We start from the raw sequence: 14491 nt of genomic DNA on the forward strand, positions 1-14491 counted from the left end.
GTCACTTGCAAGCATAATCGCAGATAAGCCTCGGATACCCAATTGTCATTCAACACGGATCTGAATGGACGATCTACCCTGACATTTGGAGAAGATACGGATCTGGTACAACTTTTTTTAAGACTTCAATCAGCTCTACTTTCAAACAGTCATCTTTACAGTAAATTTTATTTGCCTCTAGCCAAGCACGTATCCTTGCTTTTGAGCATGTTGGAGTTGGCGCAGAATTTTCCGACAAAAAGTTATGATATGTCGCATTGTCCATAACAATAAGCGAATTTGAGGGAATATTTGGCAAAAGTTTCTCAGTAAACCACTTCTCAAACAAGTCTTTATTCATTTGCCCATGATAATCACCTGTCTTTCTAGTGCTTTTAAACACCAATTTCGCATTAGGGACCCATCCGTTACTTGTTATTGCATTTATAATTATAAGTCGCTCCCCCTTTCCTGTCGGCTTTTGCACCCAAGGTCCATCCTCACCGAAGTACCATGTATAATCATTGCTATGATTTTTATTTATATAGCTCTCATCCAGATAGACTTCTGGTCTTATGATTCCCTGCTTGCCAGACAATCTGTTTGCCCTCTTTCTTCTTAAATACTGTTGTCTAGCAACAATAACACTATCTTTTTCTTTAAGATGTTGGGTGCGCTTTCCCTTGCCAAATTCAAACCCCCAACGATCCAACGTTCTGCTTAAGGTCGTAAGGTGAAACGAATTGTCAGCAGAACTCTCATTGAGATAATCTCGTATGGTTTCTAGGGTAATGTGGCTGCCCTCTAGGTTGGCTTCACGAATATACGCACGAACAATCTCCTGGTTAGAAGCGCCAATAGAGTGAGGAGGACGTCCTTTTTTAATTGGGTGTATCCGATTAATGCTTTCTGGATCTTTGTGATAGTCTGACATAATCCGATTGACTGTTGAAAGCCCTATTTGTAAGGCATCAGCAACCAACTGAGTGCTCAATTCTTGGATGCCAAACTCTTTCCTATTTCTGTCGAAGTACCCTTTCAACGACACTACAAACTGCTTCTCTTCTGGGGTAAGAGGTTTTCCTCTGGTATAGCTCCGCATTATAACTCCAAGGACTGGGGTAACTTATCCTTATATTATACCACACGAAAAAGCGAATTTTACCTTTTCATCTGCAGGTGCCTATAGGTGTCCTTTAAACGCCCAGTCTGCGGCAAGCCTACTCATTCGTTTGCTCAGAAAGATAGCAGAACCTAGTAATATTAACGCCCAAAGTATCAAAATAAGTGCAAAACTAGGATTGACTGTCGATAAAGTAAAGATGGCGATCGTCAGTACGAGAAAAGTGCTGATGAACTTGTCAATAACAAGGCGAATAGAATCAGGAATTGCCATAACCAGCTCGCTAACCTTGCTACCTAAACTGCCTGCAAAATTGTTTTGGTAAAACTGATGGGATAACTTTAATAGGTGATTAATGCAGTTAGTGCTAATTCTTTTCCTCATTTCAGGAATCATACGGTACTCAACAAAATAATTATAAAGACGGTATGTGGTGGAGTGGGTAAAATAAATGATTAAATAAAGAATAGCGGGAAATATCAGAATTGAGTAAGGATCTTTATTGGGGAAAGTCGCCATACGATCAAGGATGACTTTTAATATGTAAGGCAAAAGTGAGGTTTGTACTGCCAATCCAATGGCAGATAATACCATAATAAAAACTGGCAAATGGTAGGGACGCACCATTTTGCGAACAAAACCTAGTATAGAGAACGACATAGTAAAATTCCTTCAAGAACCTAGGTTTCCTAGGAATTGCAAATGATCCAATAGTTTCAAACCTTTTTCACAAACCATAACACCAAATCATCATCGAGCATCACGCTTTTTCCTGGTGGCACCACTTGATTATAATACGTAATCCCACGGCCGTCTGGTACATAACCGCGCTTCACGTACATAATCTGAGCTCTTCCATAATCAGCATAGAGCCCAACACCAATGCCAATCAGCTTTGATTTTGTTTGCGTTTCTGTCTCAGCCAATTCCAGTAATTTGGCCCCAATACCTCGACTTCGGTACTTGGGCAATACGTTTAGGTCATTGATTTCAGGAATACCTTCTGTTTTGAAGGCAGGGTAGTCTGAAATCCATTTGAGAGTCACGTATCCAGCAAATTCATCGCCGCAAAAGGCAAGCCACACTTTGCGTAAGCCATTGTTTTGTTCTACAAGATAATGTTCAAAAAGCTTGGCAGGTTTATGCCAACCAACATCAGCAAAGGCCGAAACAATTATAGGGATATCTTCTAAAGCAAGACCCTTAAATCTTATTTCTGCACTTTTGCTCACGCTTGTGTTTTCAGGCATCACACGTTACTTTCTTTATAAGGACGCATTACATGCCTGGAGTATACTCCTTTGCTTAGCAATCATAAACAAAACGATCGCATTCAAAGTTACGCACATGCGGCAACAGAACTGGCATGTTTGAGTAACTCACAGCTTGCAAACCTTCTCAATACTGCAACGCCTACGCATGTTGGTATCGGCGGTCAATCCGTCATGCTGACAATCGATGGCACGAAGATTTTTGTGAAAAAAATTGCCCTCTTAGCCCAATGAGCTAAAAACCCAGGAGCTTAATTTTATGTCGCACAGAAAAATGCATGCAGGAGAGATTGACATCAATGAACCGCTCGTAAAGCAGTTGTTGCAGGAGCAATTTCCCCAGTGGGCAGAACTGCCATTAACGCGGGTTCCATCTGCTGGAACAGACCATGCAATCTATAAGCTTGGCGTTGATATGTGTGTGCGGTTGCCACGGATTGCGGGGGCTGCCAAACACGTCGAAAAAGAGCAGTATTGGTTGTCCAGACTTGCTCCACACCTGCCGCTTGCTGTTCCAGTTCCCCTTGGTCAAGGTATACCGCAAGAGCGGTATCCTTGGCCTTGGTCGATTTGTCGTTGGCTTGAAGGTGGTGATGCTACAGCAGAAAAAATCACTGACATGCACCAAGCGGCAGTTGATCTGGCACAATTCATCAAATCTTTGCAACAAATTGACTCAGTAGGCGGACCGACTGCACGTCGTGGCCAACCGCTTGCAACCCAAGACACAGCAGTTCAAAATGCACTTGAATCTCTGCATGGTGCGGTTGATACTCAAACCGCAGCATTAATATGGCGGTCTTGCCTTGATGCACCCATTTGGCATAAGCCACCCGTCTGGATTCACGGCGATTTGTTACCGGCAAATTTACTGGTCCAAAATGGTCATCTCAGTGCGGTTATCGATTTTGAACTGATGGGTGTTGGCGATCCAGCCTGTGACTTGATTCCTGCTTGGAGCCTTTTTTCCTCTGACACTCGTGACGTATTCCGAGCCACGCTTGGCGTAGTTGATGCTACCTGGATGCGAGGAAAAGGTTGGGCTTTGTCCATCGCGCTCATTATTCTCCCATATTATCAGAATACCAACCCTGGGCTTTTCACTGTTGGCAAACGTATGCTTGATGAAGTGCTGGCTGACAGGTCCTAAAAAGAGCTGGGCTTAGAGGATGCTTAACTTTTTTGGCTCTTTTGCGTTTTGAGTGGGTAAGGAGATTTTTTCCTAATCAGAAAATTCGATGCTAGCTACCTTCAGTTAAGTAAAAAAACAGCAATGGTCAAAACCACGATGGGATCTAACACCTTGTTTTTCAAGGAATTACGAGTGAACCATCTTTAGTATACTTCCAATATTCGAAAAATATCTAAAAGATATATTTAAATATTAAGATAACATTTGCACAGGAAAGAACTTTTGCTTATAAAGATGAGAGGTCAGGAGAGAAACTATACTGAGCCCCGTTTTTGCTGCAAGTTCGTGGGAGCTCATTGCCGCCCCCACTAGCTTGCAACAGACAAGTAGCAAAAAGAAAAACAAAGTGGTGTGCCGCGCTCCCAGTTGAGTTTAAGAAAATCAGGGGTATAAGTGCTAGCAGGCATCACATGTTATTTTCATCTAAACATAACTTCATACCCACATGCGTCGCCTGAAATCCCAATTTTTCATAGAAACTTTGCGCCAAGTGCCTTTGCTTATTGGTTGCAAGCTGCACAATCTTACATTCTCTCTCTTTGGCCATGTTCACTGCGTGCTGCAGCATTTTTTCTCCTAATCCTTTACCTCGCCAATCAGCATGTACTCGAACAGCTTCAATGTTCATGCGCATTGACCCTTTAAAGGTGAGCGATGGCATGAAGGTCAAATGACAGGTTCCCACAATCGCATCATTATTTTCTGCAACCAATAAATACTGATTCGGATCCTTTGATATTTGTTTGAAGGCCTTTTCATAAAGGGGATAACTTGATGTGCCTTGAGATTCGCGGTTACTACCAAGCTCATCCTGACATAGTAAACCAATGATGGCTGGTAAATCAGCTATTTCAGCACGCCTAAAGATGATTGGTGACATCCAGTTCATTTTGTTAGGTTCTTATGTAAATATTCCATTTCACCATAATTTTCCTTGTTCAAATAAAGCTCAATCCCTTTTTTTGTGACAGGCAAACTATTATTTGGAAGGTTCTTGATATCAAAGAACTCCATTTTGTCATGCTTATGCGGCTCTGCATTGATCAATTCTCCATCCCACTGGTTAGCATAGAAGAAAAAGCCAATCTGATTCCAAGGAATACCATTTGCATAGTCTTCGGTCGATTTAACTGCAATCATATGCAGGAATTTAGGAGCAATGGTCACTCCTACTTCTTCTTTGGCTTCACGAATGGCAGCTTGCAGCGGAAACTCATGCGTCTCAATACGCCCCGATGGCAAGCACCAATTGCCATCTCTATAGCCGGTAGCATGCCGGTGTAGCATAAGGACTTTGTCTTGGTGTTCAAGGATTACGTGTACGGAGAGTAAGATGTGAGAATTGTTGTTCATGGAACCATTGTTGTCCTTTCCGGCAATGTTTCCCTTCTACCAAACTTTTTGACTCGCTCCCAGCACTTCTTGCTTTCCATAAGCCTCAAAAGCATAAAACACCGCCAACATTCCCATCATAGAAGTAGCCATTAACCAAAGTCCTGGCAACCAAGGAATTCCGGTCTTGTGCCAAAGGTAAATTGAAAGCACGGGTGTAATTGACCCCATCAGTGCTGAGCCCAAAGAGTAGCAAACTGATGTTGACCGATACCGCATACGTACCGGGAAAATTTTGATCAATGCTGCATGAGTTGGCCCCATAAACAGAGCAATCAGCAAAATAAGTCCAACTCGAGCCATTAGTATAGACTCAATTCCACCATAACTAATGAGATACATGTAAGGAATAGCAGAGATGGCAACACTTGAGGCGCCTACTATCATAATTTTTCGCTGCGGCAGCTTATCTGCGATAGCTCCACCAATGATTAACGCAAACATATAAACTACCAGTAGTTTTGTCGTGTAGCCGCTAGCAATGGCTTGGGGAATGTCTCTGATCAAAGGTAGATAAGAGTTCATCAATACAAAGCTAAAATAGTAGTAGGACGAAAATGTGCCAGAGATTGCAAAAGCACAAAAGAATCTTGCCAGCACCGGCATTTGGGGAGAATTTTCCTGATCATGACTGATTTGTCGCATCAGAAAAGCTGGAGTTTCCTGGGTAAAATACCGCATGAAAAAGCCAACTAAACCAATCACTGTGCCTAGCATAAAAGCATAGCGCCAATATAATTCTGGATTGGAAGAATTTATGCACAGGTAACTGATGAACGAAGCCAGCAATATGCCAACAACTGTGAAGCCGCAAATCAAGCCACTGGCGGTTGATTTCTGATTTTCCTGCACATGCTCAATGATAAAAACCGCCGATCCATTCAGTTCACCGCCAGCGCTTATGCTTTGCAGAAAACGACACAGCACCAATAGTGTGGGGGCGAAGATACCAACATCGTGGTAGGTCGGTAAAACTGCCATACAAATGGAGGCAATAGTCATGGTGGTAATGGCATAGAACAATCCATAACGCCTGCCGCAACGATCACCAATCACACCAAAGATGTAAGCTCCCAAAGGCCTGGCGAGAGTGCCTACAAATCCCAACCCGTAGGTTTTGATCAACGAAATGGCGGTATCATCTTGGGGGAAAAATAGTTTGGCTAACACTGGTGCCAGAAAGATAAATAGACTGTAGTCGTAATATTCCAAAGCTGTGCCAATCAGCGCCGATAGGTAATTACGAATGTTTGTATGCTGTTTGCTCATCTGGAATCCTCATTGTTTTGAAGTGGTGCGGGTGTCAAGTGATAGAAGTGGTGCACGGGGCCGTTACCACGACCAATTTCTAGGTTTTTCCCATGTTGAATCGCTTGAGTTAAATAGGCTTTTGCCTGCCGGCACGAGGGCAACAAATCATTTCCCAAAGCCAGTCCAGCAGCAATACCTGCAGATAACGTACATCCTGTGCCGTGGGTATTTGGGCTCAGAATTCTCTGCGAAGTGAGCCATTCAGCTCGGGTATTCTTTTGCAACAACAAGTCTGTTGCTGCTTGATCACACAAATGCCCGCCCTTCAATAACACTGCATTTGTCCCAAGATCCATCAAAGACTCACCAGCTTTTTGTATGTCAGTTGTAGTCTCGATTGGAATACCTGTAAGCCTAAAGGCTTCTTCCGTATTGGGAGTCACAATAGTAGCTATGGGGAGCATCACTCGTTTGAGTACAGTAATTGCTCGCTTTTGCAAAAGAGAGTCACCACTGGTAGCCACCATAACCGGGTCTAAAACGATCGGGATACCGGATGCGTTTTCTTGCAAGAAGTTAGTAACGGTTGCAACAATTTCTTCATTGTACAAAACACCGATCTTAATGGCATCTGGTACAATGTCTGCAAAAATTGAGTGCAATTGCTCTCGTACCATTTGGGCTGACATGGGATAGCATTTCTCAACGCCTTGAGTATTTTGAATCGGCAAGCAGGTCAACACTGACAGGCCGTAGCACCCAAGGCTCGCAAAGGTTTTTAGATCAGCTTGAATGCCAGCTCCACCTGATCCGTCAAAGCCGGCAATGGTTAGGATTTTATGCATAATTGCTCTCCTATAGATTTTTGTATCTGCTTTGCGGTTTTAGATGGACTACCTGAATCATGCAGAGCTCCGATGACTGCGATTCCGCTAGCTCCTGCTGCTATGACTGATGCAGCATTAAAAACGTCAATTCCTCCAATTCCAACGACCGGATACCTCGATTGCTTGGAGAGTTTTTGAACGCCCTCAAGCTCCCACTTGGTTTTGATATCTTGTTTGTTAGATGTTGCAAAAACTGAGCTTGCAGCAACATAATCAAGCGCATCGGTGGAGTTTGCTCGGTGCAGATCATCCATTGACTCGATTGATATACCAATGATTTTGCTTGGCCCTATTTTTTCTCTGGCCAAAATTGGACACAGATCCGTTTGGCCAAGGTGTACGCCAGCAGCATTCACTTTCAAAGCTAGATCCACATGATCATTGATGATGAGGGGAATAGAATAGTCGTTCAGTAGATTTGCAAGGGCAAAGGCAAATTCTTCTCGGGCATTTGGCGGGCTGATTTTGTCACGCAATTGAACAGCTGAAACACCATTGGTGATGCAGGATTCAACAAACTCCAAATACTGTGTCAGAGATTGCCCTTTGCGATCTGTGACTAATATGAATCTTAGAGATTCCTGCATGTTTACCCCTTAAGTTACCAGGGGGCGCAGGATGGAGCATAAGCGTTTGGCAGACAATTGCCTACAGACCAAAAACTTGCAAACTCAATTCCTACGCCAGCATTACCTGGATCAGGTTTACGGGTATTTCTCAGCCCCAGTTAAGGGACACCCCGATGAGTTACGATGGTTTAGATGATATCGCGATTGTGGGAAATGTCAAATTATAGATGCAGGTATTCAATTTGTATTTTTCATTTTACGCATCATAAACAAGTCATCTTCATAGAAAAACGGAAAATTGTCTGGCAAATCTTCCTTAGAAACAACCTCAAACCCATTTTTCAAATAAAATCTCTTTGCAGCAATTGCCTCATTTTCCTTGGTGCTAAGATAAAAACACATATCTTTGTGCCCACATGAGAACAATACTTGTGCCAACAGATTGTCTAACAAGAATTGAGCCACTCCGCGCCTACGAAAGGCTTTGCTGACAAACATGCGTTTGAGGACAAAACAAGCATCACCCAACTTCTCGCAAGCAATAGTTCCAATGACTTGATCATTATGGATTGCAACGAAAAACCGGCCTCCAGCCTGCATATATGATTTTTCAATTTCCTTGAGGTCTGGAAAGTCCTCTTTTCTGACATTGAATTGATACTCATTTGTCCAGATATTGAACAACAGTTTGGTAACAGCGTCAGAGTCTTCATCAGTGGCTGGTCGGATGAATATGCCTAGGATTTGTTGCTTTTGGTTTTCCATACCCTGTGTCCTCACACCAAATAATCTTCAACCAGCTGCATACATGTTTCGGTAAACGGCTTTGAGTGATCAATGCACGCTTTTAGGCCCTTAATCGCCTCCACAATTTCATCAGGCAAACTCTGTGCGATCTCATCCTCACCTGGCCAGGATTGATCTCGAGTTTCTTTATCAGGCCAACGTGAGTAAGCCAGCCAACTGCCGTCTTCAACCTTGTGCAGGCAAGAACCTATTGCTCCACGCGAGGCGATGAAATACTGAGCAATCTTATTCCAGCAAGCTTTGTATGTGTCTTCTGAGCCTTCTTTGATAAACCCTTGGTAGATGACGGCAAATTCACTCATGCAAACCTCTATTTTATGCTGTTGGTTGAGAAGCCTTTATCTCTTTTCGCGGACACAAATAAACAAGACAAACCGCCAGAAGTAAATTAGCCAACCATCGATCAACATGATTCAGGGATACAAACAGAAATGGTTGTTCCATGCCAAGTGTGTAATTCAAGATAAGGTCCATCAAGGGCTGTCGAACTAACTCTCCTTTAAGGCCCAAAAGGATAGCTGTTACTAGCAAAACCTTCATCAAATTGGACTTGCCCGGAATCAAATGCTGAGCGTGGTAGTAGAAAAACACCAACAATCCAACGGTGAAAAAAGCGGTAGCATAGGCTGAATACATGATGATTGGTGGATAGTTGGAGGAATCTGGATTTACATTCATGCCCTGGGCCATCGTATCTAAAATTGGCTTTGCCCACTCCAAAACGTATATGTGGGTTGTTAAAGCCAAAACTGTTGCGATGGATACGCATATGAAGGCTTGGAAGTTTTTTCTCTGGTTCATTATCTAACCGAATCTGATGTTTGCCGTGTGATTCTTTTTTAGCAAACTTACCGGACTTACGATACCCAATTACCAAAGCAGAGTTTTGCATTTTTTTATTGATGCAATATGGTAGCTGCATTTCTGTAGCTTCAGGATACAAAGGTTTAAATTTTAATCTTGATGCAGGTAGCATTCTAACCTAAGGACTCAAGCAAAAATAAAATTGACAATTTTATTAAAATCCCATATATGTATGGGCATGTTAGATTCAGTTGCCCAGCATGAATATCAGAATGGCACAATACGGGTGGAGGTGATTGCTCTTGGACCAATTTGGCCAACTGTTCCGCTTGTTCAACCAACCGATGAATGGTAGCTGCATGCTTCTTCATAAATGTCAGGAAATTAATGGCAACTCTGTCTCCGCTCGGCTTAGATTCAATTAACGGGTAGAGCCCGCGCACGGCTTGTCGCCATTTGGATGCATAAGATTCGTGCCGGAGCTTAGTTTGAATTGCAGGAGGCACTTTAATTGAAAATTTCTATAGTCAGTCCCTTTAATATCTTTAAAAGCCACATTGTGCTTGTCCATTTTGCCGGCTTAATCAGTAGCAAATATCTGTACTCTCCATGCTGAAAAACAATCTCATGAGGGCCATACACCTTTGATCGATAGGCATGATAAAAATCCATACTACCAATCCTTTTAAGGTCATAGATAAATTTTTGGGTGGTATCTGGCTTTGGTGGAAACGTACATGCAGCAGAGGAATTTTGATGTACTTTGAGTAAGTGAATTGTGCTGCCTTTGTGTGCTTCACTCTCGTAAACAAAGTCGAACCGGCTTGTCTTTGATGGCACTTCTTCAGAGTGATACGCAAAGACTGAATTTAGCTTATAGCCAACACCCCTTTGGCAATGCAATTTGACCTTGCAGTGCTACGTCCGGAATCTCATTTGGCATATAGGCTGTTTGCAACAAAATGCCACTCTTTGCAACAGGAAAAGCCCAAAAACTGATGGGAACATACAGTGTGTGGATAGCCATAGCTTAACTCTGCAAAACTCTTCGAAAGCACTTGGGTTGCATGATTCCGATTCACAGGTTGTAAGTGTGATGCAATTTGCAACAGCTCCTGATCTGAAAATCTACCGCTCTGCACAACGATTTCTACGGTTGTCCTGCCTTTGATCAGTGAAGCAGCTCTTTGATTTCTGTAATTAACTCCGACCCAAAAAATCTCATTGCCAACCGGATAGGGAGTGGGTTCAGGTGTGTCAATATCGAGGAACTTCTGATGGTTTTTCCACAATGAGGGGCAATCATAAGCCGGTGGTGACCAATCATAATTAAATTCTTTAATGGACAACTCCCGGTCGCTGTTTTTTCCCTTAAATACAAACTTCAAAGAACTTCTTGGATAGGAGTATTCGGGATTTTCAGGTCTAAAATTTGTTTCTGTCAATCCTAAATCATCGGGCAGAACATCAGGAAAATAGACAACAAAATTGGCAGCTTCCATGTCAGAAGACCAGATTTTGCTGGAGTTTAAATTTGTTAGGTAGTTCATGGCTATAATTTCCGTACTTCCAACACTCAATTTATTTCACTCCTGCAAGCACGTCCACTTGCCACCAAGAGGGTGCCTTCTGCTGATAACTGTGTTGTTTACCTGGTACAATTAGGTTGGGATTGTTGAGTGAAGCAATTGTAATGCAAATATTTGCGTACCCATCATTGATTGTACCCAATAGCCCACCACAATTTTGGCAGAAACAACGCTGCGTTTTTTCAGAAGATGTGTAGAGGGCAAGTTGATTTTCAAGATTCCATCGAAACGTTTCCAGCGGGAATTCCACCCAAGCGACAGTTGGGGCTCCTGATGATTTTTGACACATGCGGCATGAGCACAAATGTGGATTATGCGGTTCACCCTCAGCTATAAACGTTGTTGCACCACACAAGCATCCACCATCAAATTTAGACATTTTTACAACCTATATTTCTCATACACACTCATACCTTCTTTACCATACCCTGACACAAAAGGTGAACACGGTATAACGGTCAGTGAGAGTGGCAGTTGATGCCATACCAATTTTCCCTTAAGTTAGTGCCATTGATGTTTACCGGATCAAGTAAAAACTTGGTAATTGCTCAACCGGGGGTTCAAGAAATCCAGGATCTATGCGGGTTTGATCGCTTTGCTTGGCTGATGGAAAATTTTCATCCGCATAAAATAAGGGGGTTCCAGACCCCGGTTGAGCAATTACGTTTTTTCCATATCAATGTCCTCCTACGAACGTATTCATTATTTTATATAACAAAGTAGTTTGCCATATCGTCTGACACGATCATAGGGAACTCGAAGTGCTCATTTACCCAAGTAAACTGCAAGCTGGTAGCTATCATTAAACTAGAGGTTTTGATTTCACGAGAGTATATCCTAAGAAATAGATCCTGAATCGCAAGCATCTGCAATTCAATATTCGCCCCAAGTGACTGCATCTTGTTTCCGTAACTCAAAGATTTGGACAAGATTCATCATCGTGACGAAATTGAATTGCAGATGCTTGCGATTCAGGATGACGTTTGTAGAAGACCCCTATCTAAAAGCGCCATTTATGCCCGGGACGGGTATATCTTGATTCCAATCGAAAGATCCCCTTAAGGATAATCAATTATAAATAAATCATGAGTCATCTTGAGAAAGTCTCACAGTATATTGATTCACAATTTTATTTTCTACTTTTCTTATCTTTTTTAGAGCTTCCACTATCTCAGAGTTTATTTCTTGTTGTGGACTTAAAGTCAAGGTCGTGTTTGCACTGTCAAGGGCGATCGAGTTGTCCACAACCTTCTTTTCTGCTTGGAGATTCCCCGAAACCGCTTCTTCTGCTTGAGGTCCCTCCGATTTTTCAAAAAGCACTCCGTCTATATTAATGCTAGAGTATCCAGGTGGTTGCTGGTTATTTGTGCGAAGAGGGTCTGGCTGTCCAGGCAATGGCTTCTTCTCAGGATCCCACTCTAATAGAGGTAATTCATCAGGGGTAAATTGAGATTCATCAGTATCCTTTTTTGGTTGTGTGGCAGTTTCTCCGTGGCTCCTATTATTTTTTTTCTGCCGTTGCAAGTTGTTTGCAACCTTTTTTTCTGCTTCGCGTTTTTGCCATTCTTCAAGAGATAGTCCCTGTATCTTAACGTTAGAGCGCTGGAGAAGTTGTTGCGGGGAGTCTGAACCGGCAAAATCTTGTGAATTTTTCTCCTCATTATCTTTTTTTACTTTCTTCTTTTTTCCATTGTCTCTCTGCTGTCGGAGCCTTTCCGCTATCTCTCTAGCTTTCCAATTATGGGGGAGCTGCAAAATCGCATCCAAGTCTGTTGTACGTGCTGTAGTTCCCTCCTGCGTTTCATTCTTTTCTTCAGGTTTTTCCCGTTCTTCCCGCCGTTTACGGGCAGCAGCTTGTGCTTGCTGTTTTTCAAGTTCTTCCCGGCGTTTACGGGCAGCAGCTTGTGCTTGCCGTTTCTTACGTTCTTCCCGCCGTTTACGGGCAGCAGCTTGTGCTTGCCGTTTCTTACGTTCTTCCAGCTGTTTACGGGCAGCAGCTTGTGCTTGCTGTTTCTTACGTTCTTCCTGTCTCTCACGTTCTGCCTGTCGTTTACGAGCAGCAGCTTGTGCTTGCCGTTTTTTACGTTTTTCCAGTCGCTTATGAGCAGCGGCTTGAACTTTTGCTGATTCCTCTTGTGGTGTTATCTTAGCAGAAAAAGGTGAATGTGCTGAAGTTTCAACTTCACTCACTGCCTCTCCTATGCTTCGTACTAACTTTCCTGGTCCTTCCTCGAATTGTGCTAGTATCTTTGCAGCAGCCGTATTTTTCTTTCGAATATTCCGGGTAAAAACACTTTCTCTACCATCGCGCCTAGTATACACAAAATTCGGTTTACCAGCTCCATATATACGAGTATATAAACGTTCGAAGTAGTCTTCGGAACGTTCTAAGTCGTCGGATGCTTGGGGTTGGTGGTTAATCGCATGCAAAGCTGCTACAGCCAATACCACAACGTTTATTTTAAGTCTGCTTATCATCCTAGAAATCCCTATGCTAGATATTGTTCTCAAAAAAAATCTTTTAGGGAACTTTATCAAAAATTTTAATCAAATCCAAACTATTTTACAATCGGCTTGATGATAGGGTGAGCCTTGGTTTAAAAACACAAAGCACACCTGAATTAGAAGATAAATAAAGTATACATAAAATTATAACTATATTTAATTCATGTTTAAATTTAGTGATGTATAAATATAATAAATAAAAATAATAATATTTGAAAAACTGATAAAAAGGAGAGTTTTATGAAAAAACAGATCGTTTTTGGGCTACTTCTACTCTTTATTGCACGACCTGTTTCAGCTAAGAACAGTTTTGATGGGCCTTACGTGGGAATTTCTGCCGGCTTAGGAATTGGCCATCTTGATGTATCACAAAGCACTAATAACAACTCAACCGGGAGACATTTTTCTGATTCAAGCTCAAAACTATCTCCTCTTGGTGTTCTTGGGGGAGTGCATTTGGGTTGGAATAAGACACTTTCCAATAAGTATGTTATTGGTTTGGAGGTTTGGGGTGACGCCTCTTCCTTGGACGAAAAACTAAAAGAAACCAATGGTGAGATGGTTGATATGCAATCTAAAGCCCAAATGGACTGGTCGATAGGTGTGGCTCTAAAAGGGGGAGTCGTCATGCGAGATGGATTAGCGTACATCAGCCTTGGTTGGGTTGGCAGTGAGTGGAAAACAAAAACAAACGTGGTTGGATATGATGTAATGGGTAATGTTTCCAACACCCAAAATTTCAGTGATAAAAAATTCCTAAGTGGTTTTCGCCCTGCTGTTGGTTACACATGGTCCGTTAATAAGCGACTCGATGTTTCAGCTGAAGGTGCCTACACATTTTATAGTCGCCATAAAACAACTCATCCTTTTAATTTCAGTGGCATGAACACAACTGCTAGCACAAAAAATCAGCCAGAAGTTGGAGAACTACGGGTTAAGTTTAGCTGGAAGGTGTTGAGTTAAATTACCTGAGTTTTGGATAAGGGAAGAATTTTCTTAATCCTCTACGGGCCGTCATCTCGTCCTCCATTTTTCCCCAGCTCGCCAAGAGCTGGATTGGAAAAATGAGTGAGCCGGGATCCAGTTTTTTAGTTTTGAGGGAAAAAATAATTGGATACCGGA

At 42.4% G+C, this 14491-nt stretch carries 18 protein-coding genes and 1 riboswitch; of the genes, 3 read left to right on the forward strand and 15 right to left on the reverse strand.

Annotation, left to right across the window (positions count from 1 at the left end):
• Positions 1–73: 73 nt before the first annotated feature.
• From ABFQ95_04320 to ABFQ95_04330, 3 genes are all read right to left on the reverse strand, one after another.
• Positions 74–1081 (reverse strand): hypothetical protein, encoded by a 1008-nt coding sequence (locus tag ABFQ95_04320; protein ID MEN8236751.1) that lies wholly within the window; start codon positions 1079–1081, stop codon positions 74–76.
• 81 nt (positions 1082–1162) lie between these two features.
• Positions 1163–1762 carry an ABC transporter transmembrane domain-containing protein gene (locus ABFQ95_04325; GenBank protein MEN8236752.1) on the reverse strand — a complete coding sequence of 200 codons (600 nt, stop codon included), beginning with the start codon at positions 1760–1762 and terminating at the stop codon, positions 1163–1165.
• Positions 1763–1818: 56 nt separating this feature from the next.
• Entirely contained in the window at positions 1819–2352 is a 534-nt protein-coding gene (locus ABFQ95_04330; protein ID MEN8236753.1) for a GNAT family N-acetyltransferase, read from the reverse strand.
• 51 nt (positions 2353–2403) lie between these two features.
• Here ABFQ95_04330 and ABFQ95_04335 point away from each other — a divergent pair, with 51 nt between their 5' ends.
• Together ABFQ95_04335 and ABFQ95_04340 are read left to right on the forward strand one after the other, a co-directional pair.
• Positions 2404–2607 (forward strand): hypothetical protein, encoded by a 204-nt coding sequence (locus ABFQ95_04335; protein ID MEN8236754.1) that lies wholly within the window; start codon positions 2404–2406, stop codon positions 2605–2607.
• Between the two features lie 25 nt (positions 2608–2632).
• Positions 2633–3523 (forward strand): aminoglycoside phosphotransferase family protein, encoded by an 891-nt coding sequence (locus ABFQ95_04340; GenBank protein ID MEN8236755.1) that lies wholly within the window; start codon positions 2633–2635, stop codon positions 3521–3523.
• 448 nt (positions 3524–3971) lie between these two features.
• On the opposite strand, the gene ABFQ95_04345 is transcribed toward ABFQ95_04340, so the two are convergent.
• From ABFQ95_04345 to ABFQ95_04400, 12 genes are all read right to left on the reverse strand, one after another.
• Positions 3972–4454: a GNAT family N-acetyltransferase gene (locus ABFQ95_04345; protein ID MEN8236756.1), complete on the reverse strand. Its 483-nt coding sequence runs from the start codon at positions 4452–4454 to the stop codon at positions 3972–3974.
• A complete protein-coding gene (locus ABFQ95_04350) occupies positions 4451–4918 on the reverse strand; it encodes an NUDIX domain-containing protein (protein MEN8236757.1) in 468 nt (155 codons plus the stop codon). The genes ABFQ95_04345 and ABFQ95_04350 overlap by 4 nt, the downstream gene beginning before the upstream one ends.
• A 36-nt stretch (positions 4919–4954) precedes the next feature.
• The gene (locus tag ABFQ95_04355; protein MEN8236758.1) at positions 4955–6226 is read right to left on the reverse strand and encodes an MFS transporter; all 1272 of its coding nucleotides are present in this window, start codon (positions 6224–6226) and stop codon (positions 4955–4957) included.
• A complete protein-coding gene (gene thiD / locus ABFQ95_04360) occupies positions 6223–7053 on the reverse strand; it encodes a bifunctional hydroxymethylpyrimidine kinase/phosphomethylpyrimidine kinase (protein MEN8236759.1) in 831 nt (276 codons plus the stop codon). Before thiD ends, ABFQ95_04355 begins: the two co-directional genes overlap by 4 nt.
• A complete protein-coding gene (gene thiE / locus ABFQ95_04365; protein MEN8236760.1) occupies positions 7038–7682 on the reverse strand; it encodes a thiamine phosphate synthase in 645 nt (214 codons plus the stop codon). Before thiE ends, thiD begins: the two co-directional genes overlap by 16 nt.
• A gap of 71 nt (positions 7683–7753) precedes the next feature.
• Positions 7754–7847: riboswitch (TPP riboswitch) on the reverse strand.
• Positions 7848–7901: 54 nt separating this feature from the next.
• Positions 7902–8429: a GNAT family N-acetyltransferase gene (locus tag ABFQ95_04370; GenBank protein MEN8236761.1), complete on the reverse strand. Its 528-nt coding sequence runs from the start codon at positions 8427–8429 to the stop codon at positions 7902–7904.
• 11 nt (positions 8430–8440) lie between these two features.
• The gene (locus ABFQ95_04375) at positions 8441–8773 is read right to left on the reverse strand and encodes a hypothetical protein (GenBank protein MEN8236762.1); all 333 of its coding nucleotides are present in this window, start codon (positions 8771–8773) and stop codon (positions 8441–8443) included.
• A 13-nt stretch (positions 8774–8786) separates the two neighbouring features.
• Positions 8787–9272, reverse strand: coding sequence for a hypothetical protein (locus ABFQ95_04380; GenBank protein ID MEN8236763.1), 486 nt, complete (start codon positions 9270–9272; stop codon positions 8787–8789).
• A 510-nt stretch (positions 9273–9782) separates the two neighbouring features.
• Complete coding sequence (locus tag ABFQ95_04385) at positions 9783–10178, reverse strand: hypothetical protein (GenBank protein ID MEN8236764.1); 396 nt, start codon at positions 10176–10178, stop codon at positions 9783–9785.
• Between the two features lie 29 nt (positions 10179–10207).
• A complete protein-coding gene (locus tag ABFQ95_04390) occupies positions 10208–10825 on the reverse strand; it encodes a hypothetical protein (protein MEN8236765.1) in 618 nt (205 codons plus the stop codon).
• Between the two features lie 31 nt (positions 10826–10856).
• Positions 10857–11243 carry a GFA family protein gene (locus tag ABFQ95_04395; GenBank protein MEN8236766.1) on the reverse strand — a complete coding sequence of 129 codons (387 nt, stop codon included), beginning with the start codon at positions 11241–11243 and terminating at the stop codon, positions 10857–10859.
• A 704-nt stretch (positions 11244–11947) separates the two neighbouring features.
• Positions 11948–13342 (reverse strand): hypothetical protein, encoded by a 1395-nt coding sequence (locus tag ABFQ95_04400; protein ID MEN8236767.1) that lies wholly within the window; start codon positions 13340–13342, stop codon positions 11948–11950.
• Positions 13343–13609: 267 nt separating this feature from the next.
• Between ABFQ95_04400 and ABFQ95_04405 the strand changes: the two genes are divergently transcribed.
• Positions 13610–14332, forward strand: coding sequence for a hypothetical protein (locus ABFQ95_04405; GenBank protein ID MEN8236768.1), 723 nt, complete (start codon positions 13610–13612; stop codon positions 14330–14332).
• Positions 14333–14491 lie beyond the last annotated feature (159 nt).

The organism is Pseudomonadota bacterium (genome assembly GCA_039714795.1).
Lineage (GTDB): Bacteria > Pseudomonadota > Alphaproteobacteria > JAGOMX01 > JAGOMX01 > JBDLIP01.

Excerpts from the sequence above, each read along its gene's own strand:
- ABFQ95_04320 (MEN8236751.1), bottom strand. The coding sequence starts at position 1,081 with ATGCGGAGCTATACCAGAGGAAAACCTCTTACCCCAGAAGAGAAGCAG.
- ABFQ95_04325 (MEN8236752.1), bottom strand. The coding sequence starts at position 1,762 with ATGTCGTTCTCTATACTAGGTTTTGTTCGCAAAATGGTGCGTCCCTAC.
- ABFQ95_04330 (MEN8236753.1), bottom strand. The coding sequence starts at position 2,352 with ATGCCTGAAAACACAAGCGTGAGCAAAAGTGCAGAAATAAGATTTAAG.
- ABFQ95_04340 (MEN8236755.1), top strand. The coding sequence starts at position 2,633 with ATGTCGCACAGAAAAATGCATGCAGGAGAGATTGACATCAATGAACCG.
- ABFQ95_04345 (MEN8236756.1), bottom strand. The coding sequence starts at position 4,454 with ATGAACTGGATGTCACCAATCATCTTTAGGCGTGCTGAAATAGCTGAT.
- ABFQ95_04350 (MEN8236757.1), bottom strand. The coding sequence starts at position 4,918 with ATGAACAACAATTCTCACATCTTACTCTCCGTACACGTAATCCTTGAA.
- ABFQ95_04355 (MEN8236758.1), bottom strand. The coding sequence starts at position 6,226 with ATGAGCAAACAGCATACAAACATTCGTAATTACCTATCGGCGCTGATT.
- thiD (MEN8236759.1), bottom strand. The coding sequence starts at position 7,053 with ATGCATAAAATCCTAACCATTGCCGGCTTTGACGGATCAGGTGGAGCT.
- thiE (MEN8236760.1), bottom strand. The coding sequence starts at position 7,682 with ATGCAGGAATCTCTAAGATTCATATTAGTCACAGATCGCAAAGGGCAA.
- ABFQ95_04370 (MEN8236761.1), bottom strand. The coding sequence starts at position 8,429 with ATGGAAAACCAAAAGCAACAAATCCTAGGCATATTCATCCGACCAGCC.
- ABFQ95_04375 (MEN8236762.1), bottom strand. The coding sequence starts at position 8,773 with ATGAGTGAATTTGCCGTCATCTACCAAGGGTTTATCAAAGAAGGCTCA.
- ABFQ95_04380 (MEN8236763.1), bottom strand. The coding sequence starts at position 9,272 with ATGAACCAGAGAAAAAACTTCCAAGCCTTCATATGCGTATCCATCGCA.
- ABFQ95_04390 (MEN8236765.1), bottom strand. The coding sequence starts at position 10,825 with ATGAACTACCTAACAAATTTAAACTCCAGCAAAATCTGGTCTTCTGAC.
- ABFQ95_04395 (MEN8236766.1), bottom strand. The coding sequence starts at position 11,243 with ATGTCTAAATTTGATGGTGGATGCTTGTGTGGTGCAACAACGTTTATA.
- ABFQ95_04400 (MEN8236767.1), bottom strand. The coding sequence starts at position 13,342 with ATGATAAGCAGACTTAAAATAAACGTTGTGGTATTGGCTGTAGCAGCT.
- ABFQ95_04405 (MEN8236768.1), top strand. The coding sequence starts at position 13,610 with ATGAAAAAACAGATCGTTTTTGGGCTACTTCTACTCTTTATTGCACGA.